This window comes from Stenotrophomonas sp. 05L414_2, assembly GCF_056397905.1.
Window position 1 is genome coordinate 12251 of record NZ_JBFTOJ010000080.1, and the last position, 18441, is coordinate 30691.

14 protein-coding genes are annotated in these 18441 nt (G+C 66.8%); 10 read left to right on the forward strand and 4 right to left on the reverse strand.

The features are described from left to right. Positions 1 to 16 precede the first annotated feature (16 nt). The 6 genes from AC1DJN_RS12580 (at position 17) to AC1DJN_RS12605 (ending at position 6638) form a co-directional block, all read left to right on the forward strand. Entirely contained in the window at positions 17 to 2209 is a 2193-nt protein-coding gene (locus AC1DJN_RS12580) for an alpha-L-rhamnosidase-related protein (RefSeq protein ID WP_442252086.1), read from the forward strand. Further along, positions 2206 to 3693, forward strand: a complete 1488-nt coding sequence (locus AC1DJN_RS12585; protein WP_478039272.1) for an MFS transporter — start codon at positions 2206 to 2208, stop codon at positions 3691 to 3693. Before AC1DJN_RS12580 ends, AC1DJN_RS12585 begins: the two co-directional genes overlap by 4 nt. Further along, a complete protein-coding gene (locus AC1DJN_RS12590; RefSeq protein WP_478013568.1) occupies positions 3693 to 5408 on the forward strand; it encodes an alpha-amylase family glycosyl hydrolase in 1716 nt (571 codons plus the stop codon). The genes AC1DJN_RS12585 and AC1DJN_RS12590 overlap by 1 nt, the downstream gene beginning before the upstream one ends. 7 nt (positions 5409 to 5415) lie before the next feature. Next, the gene (locus tag AC1DJN_RS12595) at positions 5416 to 5754 is read left to right on the forward strand and encodes an SseB family protein (protein ID WP_478039273.1); all 339 of its coding nucleotides are present in this window, start codon (positions 5416 to 5418) and stop codon (positions 5752 to 5754) included. A 117-nt stretch (positions 5755 to 5871) separates the two neighbouring features. Next, the gene (locus AC1DJN_RS12600) at positions 5872 to 6336 is read left to right on the forward strand and encodes a GNAT family N-acetyltransferase (protein WP_442251612.1); all 465 of its coding nucleotides are present in this window, start codon (positions 5872 to 5874) and stop codon (positions 6334 to 6336) included. Further along, on the forward strand, positions 6333 to 6638 hold the full coding sequence (locus AC1DJN_RS12605; RefSeq protein WP_033830565.1) for a hypothetical protein: 306 nt from the start codon (positions 6333 to 6335) through the stop codon (positions 6636 to 6638). Before AC1DJN_RS12600 ends, AC1DJN_RS12605 begins: the two co-directional genes overlap by 4 nt. Positions 6639 to 6793: 155 nt before the next feature. On the opposite strand, the gene AC1DJN_RS12610 is transcribed toward AC1DJN_RS12605, so the two are convergent. From AC1DJN_RS12610 to AC1DJN_RS12620, 3 genes are all read right to left on the reverse strand, one after another. Then, a complete protein-coding gene (locus tag AC1DJN_RS12610) occupies positions 6794 to 10372 on the reverse strand; it encodes an ABC transporter permease/M1 family aminopeptidase (RefSeq protein ID WP_478039274.1) in 3579 nt (1192 codons plus the stop codon). Between the two features lie 12 nt (positions 10373 to 10384). Next, positions 10385 to 11284, reverse strand: coding sequence for an ABC transporter ATP-binding protein (locus tag AC1DJN_RS12615; RefSeq protein ID WP_059063355.1), 900 nt, complete (start codon positions 11282 to 11284; stop codon positions 10385 to 10387). A 72-nt stretch (positions 11285 to 11356) separates the two neighbouring features. Continuing rightward, positions 11357 to 11821 carry a GNAT family N-acetyltransferase gene (locus AC1DJN_RS12620; protein ID WP_442251614.1) on the reverse strand — a complete coding sequence of 155 codons (465 nt, stop codon included), beginning with the start codon at positions 11819 to 11821 and terminating at the stop codon, positions 11357 to 11359. A gap of 335 nt (positions 11822 to 12156) precedes the next feature. Here AC1DJN_RS12620 and AC1DJN_RS12625 point away from each other — a divergent pair, with 335 nt between their 5' ends. Further along, positions 12157 to 13653 (forward strand): ATPase domain-containing protein, encoded by a 1497-nt coding sequence (locus AC1DJN_RS12625; protein WP_032975881.1) that lies wholly within the window; start codon positions 12157 to 12159, stop codon positions 13651 to 13653. After that, the gene (locus tag AC1DJN_RS12630; protein WP_080149458.1) at positions 13643 to 15697 is read left to right on the forward strand and encodes a PAS domain-containing sensor histidine kinase; all 2055 of its coding nucleotides are present in this window, start codon (positions 13643 to 13645) and stop codon (positions 15695 to 15697) included. The genes AC1DJN_RS12625 and AC1DJN_RS12630 overlap by 11 nt, the downstream gene beginning before the upstream one ends. Before the next feature lie 94 nt (positions 15698 to 15791). Here the strand turns inward: AC1DJN_RS12630 and AC1DJN_RS12635 are convergent, their stop codons facing one another. Beyond that, positions 15792 to 16823, reverse strand: a complete 1032-nt coding sequence (locus AC1DJN_RS12635; protein ID WP_442251615.1) for a LacI family DNA-binding transcriptional regulator — start codon at positions 16821 to 16823, stop codon at positions 15792 to 15794. Positions 16824 to 17107: 284 nt separating this feature from the next. On the opposite strand from AC1DJN_RS12635, the gene AC1DJN_RS12640 reads away from it, so the two are divergent. Together AC1DJN_RS12640 and AC1DJN_RS12645 are read left to right on the forward strand one after the other, a co-directional pair. Then, on the forward strand, positions 17108 to 17686 hold the full coding sequence (locus tag AC1DJN_RS12640) for a single-stranded DNA-binding protein (protein ID WP_442251616.1): 579 nt from the start codon (positions 17108 to 17110) through the stop codon (positions 17684 to 17686). A 78-nt stretch (positions 17687 to 17764) separates the two neighbouring features. Beyond that, positions 17765 to 18441, forward strand: a 677-nt coding sequence (locus tag AC1DJN_RS12645; protein ID WP_478039275.1) for a hypothetical protein, incomplete at its 3' end; no start/stop codon positions are given.

Below are 18441 nucleotides of genomic sequence, written 5' to 3' on the forward strand. Positions count from 1 at the left end.
CCGGTCTGCCGCTTCGATGCTGAAGATCATTTGCCTGACCGCTGCCCTGGGGGCAGCGCTGGGGACGACCGCGCACGCGGCCGACCTGACATTCGACGGCCGCCAGGCGCGCGCCGAATCCGCTGCCAAGGGCAGCTTCGTGCTGCATGCGCCGAAGGGTGAGGTGCGCATCGCCGCCGCGCCCATGCGCAGCCAGACCGGCAGCGTGATGTTCGATGCGCTGTTCGCGCTGGCCCAGCAGGAAATGGACCAGGACCGGGTGGATGCCATCCGCGATCCGGCCTTCGACGAAGGCCGTCCGGTACCGTGCGAGTGCTTCCAGACCGGCGCGCGCTGGCCGTATGTGTGGACGCGTGACGTCAGCTTTGCAGCCGATCTGGCGCTGGCGAAGCTGGACCCGAAGCGCACCCGTCAGTCGCTGCAGTTCAAGTTGTCGGCTGCGCGCGACGGGCATACGCCCGGCCTGTTCGTGGCCCAGGACACCGGCTCCGGTGGCAGCTGGCCGATCAGCAGCGACCGCGTGGTGTGGTTCCTCGCCGCACGCCACCTGCTGGATGATCCTGCGTTTGCCGAGCAGGTCTGGCAGGCCCTGCAGGGCACATTGGCGCAGGACCGGGCGATGGTGTTCGACGCGCAGATGGGCCTGTATCGCGGCGAGACCTCGTTCCTTGACTGGCGCGAGCAGACCTATCCGGACTGGACGCGCGAGGACGTGCGCTTCATCGGTGATTCCTACGCGCTGTCCACCAACGTGCTGCATTACCAGGCGCTGCGCCTGGCGCAGCAGATGGCCGCGCAGCTTGGCGACGAGCGCAGCGAGCAGTACAGGGCCTGGGCCGATGCACTGGCGGTGCAGATCGACGCGCGCTTCTGGCGCGAAGACATGGGCCAGTACATGAGCTACATCGGCGAGGCGGCGCACCCGGTGCCGTACGCCAAGATCGATCTGCTCGGCCTGTCGCTGGGCATCCTCGCCGACGTGCTGCCTGCTGAGCGTGCGCGGCGGGCGCTGGCGGGCTATCCGATGGGTGCTGCCGGCAGCCCGGTGGTGTGGCCGCAGGAAGCGCAGCAGCCGATCTACCACAACCGTGCGATCTGGCCGTTCGTCAGTGCGTACTCGCTGCGCGCGGCGCGCGAGGTGGACGATGCGCCGCGCATTGCTGCCGAGATCCGCTCGCTGATGCAAGGGGCGGCGCTGGCAGGTTCCAACATGGAGAACTACGAGCTGGTCAGYCAGGCCGTGCACGTGGACGAAGGCGCGTTGAGCGGGCCGGTGGTCAACTCCGAGCGCCAGCTGTGGTCGGTGGCCGGCTATCTGTCGATGGTCACCGAAGGCGTGTTCGGCGTGCAGGACGACGGTCGCGTGCAGCCCAAGCTGCCGGCCGAGCTGGTGCCGGAGCTGTTCGGAAAGCAGAAGCGGATCAGTCTGGAGGCGGGCGGCAAGCGCTATGTGCTGGAGCGCCCGAAGCAGGTGGGCGCTGGCTTGTTGATCGCGGGAAAAACGCGTACGCGCGGCACCACGACCACCGTGCAGCTGGTCGCTGCGCCGGCAGCCGTGAGCCGTGATGTGCCGCGTGCCGATGCCAATGCGCGAGCACCGGCCACGCCGCTGGCACCGCAGGCAAAGCGCAGTGGCAAGGGCTGGTCGGTCGCGGTGGCTGCCGGCCAGGTCCTCTGGCAGGACGGTGTCGCGGCCACGGCCAGCAAGGGCCAGGTGCGCGTCGGCGATGATGGCCTGCAGCACTGCCTGAGCCTGACCCGGCGCGAAGGTGCGCTGGAATCCCTGCACAGCCCGATGGTCTGCGTCGGCCCGCAGCAGGTGCTGCGGGGCAGCCGGCAATGGCAGTTCAATGCAGCCAGCGCGGGCCACGTGCGCCTGCGCCTGCAGTACAGCAACCCGAACGGCCCGATCAACACCGGTGTGACCGCGGCGGTGAAGCAGCTGGCCGTGCAGTGCAAGGGCCAGCCTCCGCAGCGGCACACGGTAACGCTGCCGCACAGCGTGGCGGCGCAGGACTCGACCGCGGCAACCTTCGCGGTACCCAAAGGCCGCTGCACGGTGACGCTGGAAGAGGGCTTCAACATGAGCGCGCTGCAGCACTTCGCGCACTACACCGGCGGCAAGGGCGGGCGTGATGGCGTGCTGAACCAGGCCCAGGTCCAGGCGCTGAAGATTGCGCCGGTGGCGGCAGCAGAGGACGCACGATGAGCCGTCCTGCAAAGCCGCAGTTGTCGTTCTGGCAGATCTGGAACATGTGCTTTGGCTTCCTTGGCATCCAGTTCGGCTTTGCCCTGCAGAACGCCAACGCCAGCCGCATCTTCGAAACACTGGGTGCGGACATGGACGCGGTGCCCGGACTGTGGATCGCCGCACCGCTGACCGGCCTGCTGGTGCAGCCGGTGATCGGCTACCTGTCCGACCGCACGTGGACACGCTGGGGACGGCGCCGCCCGTTCTTCATGATCGGCGCGGTGCTGACCACGCTGGCCCTGCTGGTGATGCCGAACTCGCCGACGCTGTGGATCGCGGCTGGCACGCTGTGGGTGCTGGACGCCTCGATCAACGTGTCGATGGAGCCGTTCCGCGCTTTCGTTGGCGACCAGCTGGCACCGCGGCAGCGCCCGGCGGGCTATGCCATGCAGAGCTTCTTCATCGGCGTCGGCGCGATCGTTGCCAGCTTCCTGCCCTTCATCCTGGCCCACTTCGGTGTTGCCAACACGGCAGCGGCGGGCGAGGTGCCCGATACCGTGCGCTATGCGTTCTACTTCGGCGCGGTGGTGCTGCTGGCGGCGATCACCTGGACGGTGGTCAGCACCCGTGAGTATTCGCCCGACGAGCTGGCCAGCTTCGATGATGCCGAACCACCGGCGCATCACGCCGGGGCCGCGGTCAGCGGGCCCGCACCGTGGACGCAGGTTGCGCTGTGGCTCGGTCTCGGCGTGCTGCTGGCGGCACTGATCGCGTGGCGCCAGGGCGACAAGATGCTGTACGTGCTGGCCGGCCTGTGCGCGGGTTACGGCGCACTGCTGGCGGCGGCGCGGGTACTACCGGGTACGCACATGCTGGCCGCCATCGTCGGCGACCTGCGCGCGATGCCGATCACCATGCGCCGGCTGGCCTGGGTGCAGTTCTTTTCCTGGTTCGCCCTGTTCGCGATGTGGATCTTCACCACGCGCGCAGTGGCCGGCATGCATTTCGGCTCCACCGATGTCGAATCGGCGGCCTACAACGAAGGTGCCAACTGGGTGGGCGTGCTGTTCGGTGCCTACAACGGTTTCGCCGCACTGGCCGCGCTGCTGATCCCGCCGATGGTGCGGGCGATCGGCCTGCGCTGGAGCCACCTGGTCAACCTGTGGCTGGGTGGGGCAGGGTTGATCTCGATGATGTTCATCGACGATCCGCAGTGGCTGCTGCTGTCGATGGTCGGCGTCGGCTTTGCCTGGGCCTCGATCCTGTCGCTGCCCTATGCGCTGCTGTCGGACAGCGTCCCGGCAGCGAAGATGGGCGTGTACATGGGCATCTTCAATTTCTTCATCGTGATCCCGCAGCTGGTCGCGGCCAGCGCGCTCGGTTTTGCCCTGCGTGCATGGCTGGGGGGGCAGCCGATGCATGTCCTGGTGCTGGGTGGCTKCAGTCTGTTGATTGCCGGTCTGTGCGTGTTGCGGGTTCCGTCCCGTCCGGAGGTGGTGTGATGCGTGGTGCCCTGTCTGCTGCTGTATCCCTTGTGCTGTTCGCTGGCCATGCTTCGGCCGCGCCACGCCCGGCCTATGTTGGTACCACCGAGCCGTTCGCCAGTGACGCGGTGTACTTCGTGGTCACCGACCGCTTCGTCAACGGCGATCCGTCCAACGACCATCGCGACCAGGGCGGCAAGCACCGTACCTTCGATATTCCGGTGCCATGCCCGGACAAGGTGGACGGCAACATCGGCTATCTCGGTGGCGATTTCCGTGGTGTGCTCGACAATGCCGACTACATCCGCAACCTCGGTTTCGGCGCGGTGTGGATCACGCCCATCGTCGACAACCCGGATGAAGCCTTCACCGGCAGCAAGCCGATCAGCTGTACCAGCACCCTGACCGACCGTGGCAAGACCGGCTACCACGGCTACTGGGGCGTCAACTTCTACGCGCTGGACGAGCACCTGCCGAGCAGGGACCTGGATTTTGCCGGGTTGACCAAGGGCCTGCACGGCGCCGGCCTGAAGGTGGTGCTGGACATCGTCGGCAACCACGGTTCGCCGGCCTGGACCATGCCCAAGCGGCAGCCGCAGTTCGGCCAGATCTTCGACAAGGGCGGCAGGTTGATCGCCGACCACCAGAACCTGCCGCCACAGAAGCTGGACCCGAAGCACAATCCGCTGCACGCGTTCTACAACAACATCGGCCCGGTCGACAGCAAGGACGGCTCGATCTTCGATGGCAACCTGGCCGAGCTGGGCGACTTCAACCAGGACAACCCGGCAGTGATGGACTACCTGGTGGGGGCGTACCTGCAGTGGACCGCGCAGGGCGTGGATGCGCTGCGCATCGACACCATCGGCTGGCTGCCGCATCCGTGGTGGCACGAGTTCGTCAACCGCATCCGCGCGCAGCATCCGGGCATGTTCATGTTCGGCGAAGCGTTCGACTACAACGCCGCCAGCATCGCCGAACACACCTGGCCGGCCAACGCCAATGTCAGCGTGCTCGACTTCCCGCTGCGCGGCGCGCTGGAGCAGGCCTTCGGCAGCGCCGGCAAGGGCTTTGAAACGCTGGCTGAGCCGCTGCACCTGACCGGTGGCCCGTACGCCAACCCGTATGAGCTGATGAGTTTCTACGACAACCACGACATGCCGCGCCTGCAGGCCAGGGACAGCGGCTTCATCGACGCGCACAACTGGTTGTTCACCGCGCGCGGCATTCCGGTGGTCTATTACGGATCGGAAACCGGCTTCATGCGCGGCCGTGCGGAGCACGCCGGCAACCGTGCCTACTTCGGCCAGCCGCGGGTGGATGCAGCCCCGCAGAGCCCGATCTTCGCCCCGCTGCAGCGCATCGCCAAGCTGCGCGAGAGTACGCCGGCGTTGCAGCGCGGCCTGCAGGTGAACGAACGTCTGCAGGGCGATGAAGCGGTGTTCTTCCGTGTGCTGCAGCATGGCGACGTGGCGCAGACCGCGCTGGTGCTGCTGAACAAGGGCGATGCCACGAAGACCTTCAGCGTCGACCGCTACCTGCAGCCCGGCCTCTGGCGCGACGCGCTGGACGGTGGCCAGGTGACGGTGAAGGGCAGCCTGAAGGCGGAGGTGCCGGCGCACGGGGTGAAGGTGTTTGTGCTGGATGCGGACGTGCAGCAGCCGGCCCTGCAGGCCGAACTGGACAAGGCCATGGCAGACCAGCTGGCGCGCGACCAGCGACTGAAGCGCTGACCGCGCAGTGACCAGCGGAAACGGTAGTGCCGGCCGCTGGCCGGCAGCCTCTTCGTCGTTGGACGTGGTGCTGCTGACGGGCAGCCTGGTCACGCCCGATGGGAGTGGCTTCGATCCGCTGCTGTTCGACAAGCAGGGCACCCTGCACGTGGCCGTGTTCACCGATCCGGCGCGGGTGGGCATCTACAGCCAGCAGGCCGAGCATCAGGTCCGCTGGCTGATGCTGGACGTGCTGCGCCGCGTGCCGGGCGGCTACGGCGTGGTGATCAACCCGGGTACTACGCTGGGCTTCGAGATCTCGCCCAGCGGCGTCGGCGAGATCCTGAAGGACTTCTCGCAGGGCTGAGGTGCATATCGCCGGGGAGCCGATCCCATGCACGGTTGGATTGATTGCAACGATTTGCAGTGACTGCAGGGGTGAAGCATGCTTTCCTGAAGGACGATCAGGACAGCGAGGTTACCCATGGAGTTCAGGACGCTGGCGCCGGCAGCGCCGGAGTGCGAGCAGCTGGCGCAGTGGTATCACGCGCAGTGGGGAAAGGATGCAGGCTTCACTCTGGAAGATGAGCGTCTGCGGCTGCGCAAGCCCAAGGACGCGCAGGGATTCCCGCATCTGCTGGCGGCAATCGACGATGGGCAGGTGGTCGGCGCCGTGCAGCTCAAGCGCGGTGAGATGCCCGGTTTTCCCGAGTATGAGCACTGGCTGGGAAGCGTGTATGTGGCCGACAGCCAACGCGGGCGAGGGTTGGCCAGCACGCTTGTCGAACACGCAGTGAAGCAGGCCCGGTCGATGGGCATATCGCAGCTCTATCTGCAGACCGAGTCGCTGGACGGTGGTCTGTATGCGCGGTTGGGGTGGAAGCCCGTTGTCGAGTCCGACACGCGTGGCTTCCCGGTGCTGGTGATGGTCCGCGGGTTGAGCGCATGAGCACCGCCTCGGCCCGCCATTCCCGTCTTGCCCTGGTCTTCCTGATCGGCGCCATCGTCGCAGCCCTCATCGCCGCGCCATTGCTGAGCGCGGTCGGCATCGTGCAGTGGCCGGTGTTCGTCATCGCCTGGCTGATCAATCTTGGCGCTGCCTGGCATCTGGGCGTTTGGGCAGGGCTGCAGGGCCGTTCGGAGTTTGCCTTCATGTTGCTGGCTGCACTCGGCACCGTGGCGTCGATCGTGATCTACGTGCTGCTGGCGGTGCTGGGGCCGAAGGCCGGTTCGCAGGGCCCCGCAGCGTAGCCCAGGGCGTCAACCGGTCAGTACGGCATCCACGCCGCGCATGGATGCATTCCAGTAGATCCACGCCATGCGTGGATGCATCCCCGTAGATCCACGCCATGCGTGGATGCCGTAGGAGATCGGTGCCGGCCCGAAGGCCGGCACCGCCACTCACATCACATCGTCACCTTGCGCCGGTTGTCTTCGCTCACCCGGTCGATCAGCTTGTTGTACGGATCGAAACCGGCCTCGTCCGGCTTGRCATCCACCATCACCGTGATCGTCGGCGCTGCCGTGGTGATGTGATGGCGCTGCAGGTACAGCACCTTCTGGTCGCGTTCCTTGCCCGAGGGACCGTTGGCGAACACGCCGATCTCGACCCAGTCGTCCAGCGTGGCCGGCGTTTCCTTGCCCTGGCCATCGGCATGGACCTTGGCGGCGTGCAGCTTCAGGGTGACGTCGTAGCGGCCATCGGCACGCTTGCGCGCGCTGGCGGTCTCCAGCCGGTTGTCGTACAGCGTGATCTTCTCGAACAGATCGGTCAGCAGCTGCTGGCGGTCGGCCGGGGTCTCCGCACGCAGGTAGTCCAGCAGCTCCCGCGAGGTGGTGTACGGCGGCTGCTGGTAGCCCTTGTCCTGCAGGAAGCGCTGCAGGGCGCGGTTCAGCGCCTGTTCGCCGATTTCCTCACGCAGGCGGTAGAACACCAGCGAGCCCTTGCGATAGTGGATGTACTGCTGGTTCTCCACCCGTTCCAGCGGCAGTTCCTCGATGCGCTCGCCGCCACGGCCGGCCAGGTAGCGGTCCAGTTCGGTCTTCAGGAACTGGCGCATGTGCGCGCGGCCGTACTCCTTTTCCATCACCATCAGCGCCGAGTACTGCGACAGCGATTCGGACAGTACCGTGGCGCCCTGCACGTTGGCACCGATCACCTGGTGCGCCCACCACTGGTGTGCGATCTCATGCGCGGTGACGTAGAACACGTAGTCCACCTTGTCCGGGTCACGCAGGTCGGCGATGAAGCCGATCGACTCGGAGTAGGGGATGGTGTTGGCGAAGGACTGGGCAAAGCTCTGGTAGCCCGGGAACTCGATGATGCGCACCTGGCGGTGCTGGTAGGGCGTGAAGTTCGCCTCGTAGTAGGCCAGCGACTTCTGCACCGCTTCGATCATGCGGTCCACGTTGTAGGCATGGGCCGGGTCGAAGTACACCTCGATCGGAATGTCCTTGTACATGCCCTTCTTCACCTGCCAGCGCGCAGACAGATAGGCGTAGAAGTTGAGCATGGGCCGGTCCATCGCATAGCTGAAGCAGCGGCGGCCGTTCACGGTGGTCTCGTGCTGCAGGTAGCCCGGGGCCAGCGCGACCTGGTCCGGTGCGGTGCAGATGGTGGTACGGAAGTCCAGCCAGTCGGCGTCGTCGGAGATGTAGGTGTTGGCACGTGCTGCTTCATCCTCCAGCTTCGGCATGCGGGTCGGCTCACCCAGCCCGCGCTTGCGCCGTTCGTTGCGGTCCTCCAGCTCGCCGCGCGGGTCGTAGCCGAATGACGGCAGCAGGGTGCTGTTGAAGAACGTGCCGTTGTCCACGATGTTGCTGGGTGCCTGGCCGGCGGTGATGCCCTTGGGGCGTTGTTCGACGCGGAAGTGCACCTGGCGCTGCTCGCCGGGTTGCAATGGCGTGGCCAGGCGGTAGATGCGGTAACCCAGGTCGACATCATGGAAGGCCAGGGTCTGCCCGCCCAGGTCGACTTTGACCAGATTCCGGTCATCGCCCATCGCGATGTGGATGTCACTGATCGGGGCAGCGTGGGTGTTGCGCACCGTCCAGTCGGCATCGATGACCATCGACTGGGTTTCCGGATGCAGGTCCACGCGGTTGTCGACGGCGATGATGCGCGGTTGCGGCAGGTTCCTGTACTTGGACAGCTCGCGCTCGTAGCGCACCTGCAGGTCGCGCTGCTGGTCGGGAGACAGGAATTCATTGCGGATGTTGGTGCTCCAGTACAACCATCCGCCGAGCGCGACAAAGCCGAGCAGGGATACGGCAAAGCCCGCGCCGGTAGGACCGCGCAGGCGGCGTGCCGCCAGCTTCAACCGGTCACGCGCACTGGCGCCGACGCCGCGCACCCAGAACGCGGAGGCAAGGAACAGCAGCGCGGCCAGCAGCAGGCCCCAATAGGCCTGGAAGACCAGCTGCCCAGGCAGGAAGTGGCCGTAGCCGTTCATGTCCGAGTACGGGGCGTTGGGCCAGTTGCCGAAGTTGTACAGGTTCTGGGTGTAGTCCAGCAGGCCCAGCGCGACCTGCGCGATCATCACCACGATCAACAGCGCGTAGCCGAAGAACTTGTTGTTGGTCAGGACCTGCAGGACCAGCGCCATGCCGCCCATCAGCACATAGAACACCGAACCGAGGGCCAGCACCTTCAGGTACAGCAGCGGCTCCAGGTGGGTGTAACCCTGCACCAGCTGCATGGCCATCGACACCACCGCACCGATGGCCTGGAAGCAGGCGACGATCACCACCAGGGTGGTCAGCCGGGCCAGCAGCGGTACCCAGTTGGGTACGGGCATGGCGTCGTTGACTTCGTTCAAGCGGACCGCGCGCTCCTTCCAGACCAGTTCGCCGGAATAGAACAGCACGATGATCACCAGCAGCCAGCTGTAGGCGCCCTGCAGGGCCGACAGCATTTCGGTGGTGACCGGCCAGATCGGCGTGCCATAGACCGCGCTCTGGTGCAGGGCGGCGGGGATGAAGTTTGCCAGGCCCAGCACCAGCAGCACGATGAACGGCACCCCGCGCAGGACGCCGAGGGTGTCAAAGCGCACCTGGCGCACGAACTGGTGCCAGCCGGTTGCCGCGCTGAAGCGGGGGCGCACGCGCGGCGCGGTGATCGCCGCCGGTCGCGGCGCATCGGCGCTGGCCACGGCCTGGCGACGGCCCCAACGCCTGCGCCCACTGCCGGTACGCTCGGTGCGGAACAGAGCGAAAGTGGCGGTGAACAAGACGGCGGCCACCCCCAGCCACAGGGCACGGTTGGCCAGCAGGTAGCCCGCCACCTCGGGCAGGCGGGTGTTGCTCTGCTCGGCGGCCCAGTAGCGGACCGTGCGGCCGAGCGCGCGCATGCCCAGTGGCTCGGTCAGCGTGGCGACCCAGACGTTGTCGATATCGCTCAGCAGCGAGGCACTCACGCCATACAGCACGAAGTAGCCGACCAGGCCGATGTAGACCCACAGGATCGAGCGCGTCAGCGCCGCCAGCAGCGACAGCAGGGCGGTGGTGAACAACACGTTGGGCAGCACGATCCAGGTGAAGGTCCAGGCATAGCTGGCCAGCGAAACCGGGCCGACGCGGGCCTTGTCCACCCAGGGCATGAACGGCCCCAGGAAGATGCCCAGCGCGATGATCAGGTACACCACCAGGCTGGCGCAGATCGCTGCCAGGATGCGTCCGGCCAGGTAATCGCGGCGCTTGATCGGGCTTGCGAAGATCAGCTCCGAGGTGCCCAGCTCGAAGTCGCGCAGCAGTGCATTGCTGACGAACAGCGTGGACACCAGCATGCCCATCATGGTGAAGATGCCCATGAAGCGCGCGACGACGATCGGCGCATTGCTGTGCACGTTGTTGACGCCGCCGCCGATCTGTACGGCTTCGGAGGAGGCGGCGGCGAAGGCCAGCGCGGCGAACAGGAACGCCAGCAGCCACAGCAGCGGCGAACGCAGCTGCTCGCGCAGCTCGAAGCGGAAGAAGGTGAGGATCATGGTGTGCTCCGCTCAGGCTGCACGGGCACGCGCCTGCAGGCGCAGGCGCTGGAAGTACACATCCTCGAGATCGGGGGCCACTGCAGTGAAGCCATCACCGGGGTCGCTGGCGCTGTGCACGTGGATCACCGGGCGGCCGCCGACCAGGCGCGAGGACAGCACCGTGTAGCGCGCCTCGTGGTCGGCCAGTTCGGAAGGCTCCACCTGCTTGCGCCAGACCTGCTGCTGCAACGCCTCGATCGCATCGGTGGGGCGACCGGTCAGCAGCACCTGGCCCTTGTTCATGATCGCCATGGTGGGGCACAGGTCGGTCACGTCCTCGACGATGTGGGTGGACAGGATCACCGCCACGTTCTCGCCGATGGCCGCCAGCAGGTTGAGGAAGCGGTTGCGCTCTTCCGGATCAAGGCCGGCGGTGGGTTCGTCGACGATCACCAGGCGCGGGTCGCCCAACAGCGCCTGGGCGATGCCGAAGCGCTGGCGCATGCCGCCGGAGTAGGTGCCCAGCTTGCGCTTGCGTGCATCCCACAGGTTCACCTGCTGCAGCAGGCCATCGACCACCTCGCGGCGCTGACCGCGCTGGGTCAAGCCCTTCAGTACGGCAAAGTGTTCCAGCAGGTCCAGTGCGCTGACCTTCGGGTACACGCCGAAATCCTGCGGCAGGTAGCCCAGCCGGCGGCGCACGGCATCCTTGTCGCGCAGCACGTCGATCGGCGACTCACCCGGAATGCTCAGGGTGGCACTGCCGCTGTCGGCCTCCTGCAGGGTGGCCAGCGTGCGCATCAGCGAGGATTTCCCCGCGCCGTTGGGCCCGAGCAGGCCAAACATGCCGCGGGGAATATCCAGTGTGACCCCGTTCAACGCGTGTACGCCGTTGGCGTACGTCTTGGACAGCGAATCGATCTTCAGCATGCGACGTACACCTTTCCGTGTGTTGATCTGCTGTTTATCGCGCTGAACGGGGGTGGCGTCATGCCCCTTTGGTCATGGTGCCGTTGGCGGGCGGCCCAGCTGCCAGCACAGCAGCGCACCGTCCTCGGCATCCATGCGCTGGCCGGCCACGCAGAAACCGTTCCGGCGCAGCACAGCCTGCGAGGGCAGGTTGGCCACGGCGGTTTCCGCCTTCAGCATGTGTACGCGCGGGTCGGTCCACGCCCATTGCACGAACGCGGCCAGTGCGGCGCCGGCAAGCCCGCGTCCCTGGTGGGCCGGGGCGACGCCATAGCCGAGGGTGAGTACGCCGGCGCGCGGCGCGCAGGTCAGGGACAGCAGGCCAACCGTGTGGCCGGCCTCGACGATCCGCCATGCGGCTGGAGCAAAGCGGGGCTCGATGGAGGCGGTGAGGTCGGCCAGCATGGCGATCACATCGGGCGGGGCGACCGCTTCGTCAGCGGGATCGGTGCAGGACAGCAGCGCGCGCACGTCGTGCGCGGACGCGGGAATGAGCATGGGAACCTCGACAGGGAACTGCCCGGAAGGGCATTGCCGGTACGAGGGCAGGAGCGTGGGCCTCAGCCCAGGTGCAACGCGCCGTCCGCCGCCGTCACCGGTGCGGTGTGGGAAATGCTGGCGGAGGACAAAGGCCTTCTCCCGGAAGGGTGGATTGGTGCGTCGTGGCGCCAATCTAGCGCATCGCACGCGCGTCGGCACTGGCGTGCGGGCCCAAGGCCGGAACCGGCGCCAACGCCGTGAAGGCATTCTGAATGCGGATCTGGACTTGCGCTGGATCACACAATGCGTCGACAGGGGCGCCGATAGGCTTTCCCCCTCAAACGTCGACGTCGATGCAGGCACGCATGCGGATCACAACCGGAATTGAAGGACTGGACAGCATCATTGGTGGCGGGCTGCCGCAGGCGCGGCTGTACCTGCTTGAGGGGCCGCCGGGCTCCGGCAAGACCACGCTGTCCCTGCAGTTCCTGCTGGAAGGCCTGCGGCGCGGCGAGCGCTGCCTCTACATCACCCTGTCCGAGACCGCCGAGGAGCTGCGCGAAGTCGCGTTGGCGCACGGCTGGTCGCTGGACGGTCTGCACCTGTTCGAGCTGGGTTCGGCCGAAGGGGCGATGGGCAATGGCCGCCTGCAGTCGGTGCTGCATTCGTGGGAAATGGAGCTGGACGAGACGGTCAACCTGATCATGTCCAAGGTGGACAGCATCGGGCCGACCCGGGTGGTGTTCGATTCGTTGTCGGAACTGCGCCTGCTGGCACAGGATTCGCTGCGCTATCGTCGGCAGATCCTCGCACTCAAGCAGTTCTTCGCGCCCAAGAGTGCGACGGTTTTCCTGGTGGACGACCTGACGTCCACCGGCGATGAGCGCGACGGCCAGCTGCACAGCCTGTGCCACGGCGTGGTCTCGCTGGAACGCCTGACCCTGGACTTCGGCCCTGCCCGGCGCCGGATGCAGGTGCAGAAGCTGCGGGGCGTCGATTTCGTTGCCGGCTACCACGACATGGTGATCCGTCGCGGYGGCGTGCAGATCTTCCCCCGCCTGATCGCCTCGGAACATCACGGACGGTTCGTCGGAACGCCCATCAGCAGCGGCGTGGCCGAGATCGACCGGCTGCTGGGCGGCGGTCCGCTGCGCGGTACCTCCACCCTGTTGACCGGCCCGGCCGGCAGCGGCAAGACCAACGTGGCGCTGCAGTATGTGTGGGCGGCCTGCGAGCGCGGCGAGCGCAGCTGCATCTTCGAGTTCGACGAGCGCGTGGGCACGCTGCTGGCGCGCGCTTCGGCGCTGGATATCGATCTGGACAAGCATCTGCGCTCCGGCCTGCTGGAGATCCTGCAGATCGACCCGGCCGAAGTGTCGCCCGGGGAGTTCTCCTGGAACCTGCGCAAGTCCGTGGAGGAGCGCAACTGCCGTGTGCTGGTGATCGACAGCCTCAACGGCTACGTGACCGCCATGCCGCAGGAAAAACAGCTGATGCTGCAGCTGCACGAGATGCTGTCCTACCTCAACCAGAAGGGTGTGGCGACCTTCATGATCAACCCGCAGCATGGGCTGGTCGGCACCATGTCCACCGGCAGCCTCAATGTGTCCTACATCGCTGATGCGGTGGTGCTGTTCCGATTCTTCGAAGCCCAGGGACGCATCCGCAAGGCGATCTCGGTGATCAAGAACCGCGGCGGTGCGCATGAAGACACCATCCGCGAACTGAAGATCGACGGGCGCGGCATCACGGTCAGTGCCGCATTGGCCGATTTCCAGGGCATCCTCACCGGCACGCCGGAGTTCGTCGGCGACAGCGCAGCGCTGCTGGGCCAGTCCGATGTCCGATAGCGATGAGGGCGGCACCGTTGTCCGTATCGTCGCCCCCTTCGGCCGTGATGCCGACAGCATCGCGGCGGTGCTGGCCGGCGCAGGGTTGAGGACAGGCATCGCGCCAAGCCTGGAAGTGCTGGCTGAGCAACTCGATGACTGCACCGGGCTGGTGGTGGTGACCCAGGAAGCGGTGGCACGCGGCAGCGAGGTACTGCTGCAGGCGCTGCAGCAGCAGCCGGCCTGGTCGGACATTCCGTTCATCCTGCTGCGCTCGGCGCGTTCCTACCGGCGTTCCACCCGTGAACCGTTGTTGCCCGGCTCGATCAACGTAGTGGAGATGGACCGGCCATTGGGCAGCATGTCGTTGCTCAGCGCTGTGCAGGGCGCGCTGCGCGCGCGCGGCAAGCAGTTCGTGGTGCGCGACCAGGTCACCGCCTTGGCCGATGGCCGTGCGGCGCTGGCGCGCAGCGAGTCCGAGCTGCGATTGATCGCCGATGCAATGCCGGTGCTGATCGCATTCGTGGACCGCTCGCTGTGCTTCCGCTTCGCCAACAAGGCCTATGAAAACTGGTTCGAACTGGCTACCGGCGAAGTGATCGGCACGCATGTGCGCGAGGTCATCGGCGAGACCGTATGGCAGCAGCGTCGCCCGGCGATGGAAGCCGCGTTGGCCGGTCGCGAGGCCATGTTCGAGATCGTCTGGCCACATCGCGTGTATGGGCGCCGGGACTGCGAAGTGCGTTACTCGCCGCGCCGCAATGGCGAGGGGCGCATCGACGGCTTCCACGTATTCGTCACCGATATCACCGCGGCCAAGCTGGCCCTTGCCAGCAGCCAACAGCACGCGCACGCGCTGGAGGCGATGGTGGCCGAGCGCACCCGTGAACTGGAAGCGCAGATGGCGGCGCGCGAGGCCAGCGACGCTGCATTGCGGCAGTCACAGAAGATGGAGGCGATCGGCCAGTTGACCGGCGGCATCGCCCACGATTTCAACAACATGCTGACCGGCATCCTGTCCGCGTTGGACATCGTCCGGCTGCGCCTGGACATGGGCCGGGTCGACGACCTCGAACGTTTTCTCGACACCGCCACCGCCTCGGCCCAGCGTGCCGCGGCACTGACCCAGCGCCTGCTGGCGTTCTCCCGGCGGCAGTCGCTGGATGCGCGTCCGGTGGAGCTCAACACGCTGTTGGTTTCGGTGCAGCACCTGCTGCACAGCACCCTGGGCGAGGCGGTGCGCATCCACGCCGAACCCTCGCCGCTGCCCCTGCACGCCACGCTGGATGCCAACCAGTTCGAGAGCGCGCTGCTGAACCTGGCTATCAACGCGCGTGATGCGATGCCGGACGGCGGCGATCTGACTCTGCGTGCCTCGTCGGTAAGCGTAAGGGAAGGCCAGTACACGGCCGTGCCTGCCGGTGACTACGCACTGGTGGAGGTGGCCGACACCGGTGCCGGCATGGCGCCGGAAGTGGTCGAGCGCGCCTTCGAGCCCTTCTTCACCACCAAGCCCATCGGCAAGGGAACGGGGCTGGGCATGTCGATGGTGTACGGCTTCATGCAGCAGTCCGGTGGACACATCGCGATCCAGTCCAATGTCGGCGAAGGGACGACGGTGCTGCTGTTCATTCCGTTGTCGGAGGCCGTTGTGGAAGACGCGCCTGCACCTTCGCAGCCGATCCGGCGCGGCGCCGGCCAGTCCATCCTGGTGGTGGAGGATGACGAGCAGGTACGGATGCTGGTGACGGTGGTGCTGGAAGACCTGGGCTACCACGCCCAGGTGGTGGGTGATGCCGATGCGGCGATTCCCATCCTCACTTCGGCGCAGAGCATCGATCTGCTGGTCACCGATGTCGGGCTGCCGGGGCTCAACGGGCGACAGCTGGCGGAGATCGCGCGGCAAACGCGGCCGGCGCTGCCGATCCTGTTCATGACCGGCTATGCGGAAAAGGCACAGGAGCGCGCGGCCTTCCTCGACGAAGGCATGGCGATGATCGCCAAGCCCTTCCTGCTGGATGAATTCAGCATGGCGGTACGCACGGCCATGCCGGGCGGCGCGTAGCGATGCAGGTCCTGTAGAGCCGGGCCATGCCCGGCTGTCGTCGGCCTTGCGTCCCACGCATGCATGCCGGGCATGGCTTGGCGCCACCGAAGGGCTACGTGCGCAGCGACGACTCGCGCACCACCAGCTTCACCGGAATGCTCTGGCCTTCCACCGGCTGCCGGCCGATCAGCGCCAGCAGCTTCTCCACCAGCAGCTGGCCGGCCTGCTTGGTGTCCTGCTGCACGGTGGTCAGCGGCGGCGACACCGAGGCTGCCAGCGGGATGTCATCGAAGCCGGTCACCGCCACGTCCTGCGGCACCCGCAGGCCCTGTTCGCGCAGCGCGCGCACCGCGCCGATGGCGATCAGGTCGCTGGCCGCGCAGACCGCATCGATGGAACGGTCCTGGGCCAGCAGTGACAGGCACGCCTCATGCCCGGACGCCTCGGTGGTGATCGCATCGTGCTGCAGCGCCGGGTCGGCGGTCAGGCCATTCGCACGCAGCGCCTCGACGTGGCCGCGATAGCGCTCCTGGAATTCCGGGTAATGGCTGGAGGCATGGCCGAGGAAGGCGATGCGGCGGCAGCCCTGTTCCAGCAGGTGGGCAGTGATGTCATGCCCGCCCTGGAAGTTGTCGCTGCCGATCGACACCCCCGGCTGGCCGGGCAGGGCCGCGCCCCAGCGCACGAAATGGGTGCCTTGTTCCACCAGCCGCTGCAGGCGGTCGCGCGACTGGTGGTAGTCGCCATAGCCCAGCAGGATGATGCCATCGGCCTTGTTGCTGTCTTCGTAATCGGCCTGCCAGTCGGTGGACAGCTGCTGGAAGGACACCAGCARGTCCTGCCCATGCAGCGCGCAGGCGCGGGTGATCGACCCCAGCATCGAGTGGAAGAACGGGTTGATCAGCGAGTCGTCGTTGGTCGGGTCCTCGAAGAACAGCAGGGCCAGCGTGCCGGCATTGCGCAGGCGCAGGCTGGAGGCGTTCTTGTCGACCTTGTAGTTCAGCTCGCGGGCGATGCGCAGGATGCGCTCGCGGGTCTCGGCGTTGACCATCGGGCTGCCGCGCAGGGCCCGCGACACCGTGGGCTGGGAGACCCCGGCCAGGTGGGCGATGTCCAGGGAGGTGGCTTTGCCTTTGATGGTCATGGGGGCCGGCAGGGAAATGATCGGGGAATGATGCCATGGGGCGCCGATGGGCTGGCGCCGCGCGCCGGGGCAGGGCGCGCGCAGTGCCCTGCCCAGGGGGCTGCAGGCCGGATTCCGGCCATGGCCGGGGGCTTTCCCGACCCAGGTGTCGGCCGAGGGGATGGTAAGATGACCCGTTCTCGTATTCCCCCAAATTTCCCGGGGGCGACCCCAGCGCTCTGCACCCCCGCCCGGGGACGTGCTATCACTGGCGGCCTGCCCCTGGACAACGGACGAAGGTACCTATGGCGCGCGGCATCAACAAAGTCATCCTGGTCGGCAACCTCGGCAACGACCCGGACGTGAAGTACACCCAGAGCGGCATGGCGATCACCCGCATCAGCCTGGCTACCACCAGCGTCCGCAAGGACAAGGATGGCAACCAGCAGGAACGTACCGAATGGCACCGCGTGGTGTTCTTCGGCAAGCTCGGCGAGATCGCCGGCGAGTACCTGCGCAAGGGCAGCTCGGTGTACGTCGAAGGCAGCCTGCGTTACGACAAGTACACCGGCCAGGACGGCGTGGAGAAGTACTCCACCGACATCGTCGCCGATGAAATGCAGATGCTGGGCGGCCGCGGTGAAGGCGGCGGTGGCGGCGGCGGTGGCAACTTCGCTGGCGGAGAGCGTCCGCAGCGCCAGCAGGCCCCGCGCCAGGAATACGGCGGCGGTGGTGGTGGCAACCAGCGTGGCGGCCAGGGCGGTGGTTACAACCAGGGCGGCAACCAGGGCGGTGGCTACGGCCAGCAGCGTCCGCAGCAGCAGCAGCCGCAGCAGTCGGCGCCGCCGATGGATGACTTCGCTGACGACGATATTCCGTTCTGATTCCCGCCAGGCTCCGGCCTGCAGAACCCCGGCAAGGCCCAGCGCCTGCCGGGGTTTTTTGTTGTAGCGTGGGTGCACATGACGCGCTTCCGCCTAGCCACCGTCGCCCTGCTGCTGATTCTCGGCGGCTGCAGCGACGGCGGTAACCGCGATTCCCGGGGCCAATCAGCTACGACCGCGCCACCTGGCCTGCCTGCGATGGCGTCGCGTACACCGCACTTCCTCATCCACAGCGCCGCAAACCCGCAACAGACCGCTGCGGTCGGCATGGCCGTGGAAGCGCTGCATCGGTCGTATGCGATGACCGTAGGGCAGCGAGGCACCGCCGGGCCTTTCCAGTTGGTGCTGTACCGCGACCAGGTCGACTTCAAGGCACACAACCGCAGCAGCCCATGGGCCGAGGCGTACTACCGCCGACCTTACGCCTTTGCCTACCCCGGCGAGGGCGACGCGCCCCATCAGTGGATGCTGCATGAAGTGACCCATCAGCTGCTGGCCGAGGCCAGTGGCCTGTCCCCGCGACGCTGGATGAACGAAGGCATGGCCTGTTACTTCGGCGCCAGCAGGCTTTCAGGCGGAACGCTGCAGGTGGGCACGCCGGATCCGGCCGGCTACCCGGTCTGGTGGCTGAGCGAACTACGCTTCGATAGCGCCGGGCGCCCCAGCCTCGAAAATGCGCCGCTGCCCACCCTGCAGCAACTGGTGGAAGACAGCGGGCCGCCCGTCGCAGCGCACGTGAACGGCTACTACCTGGC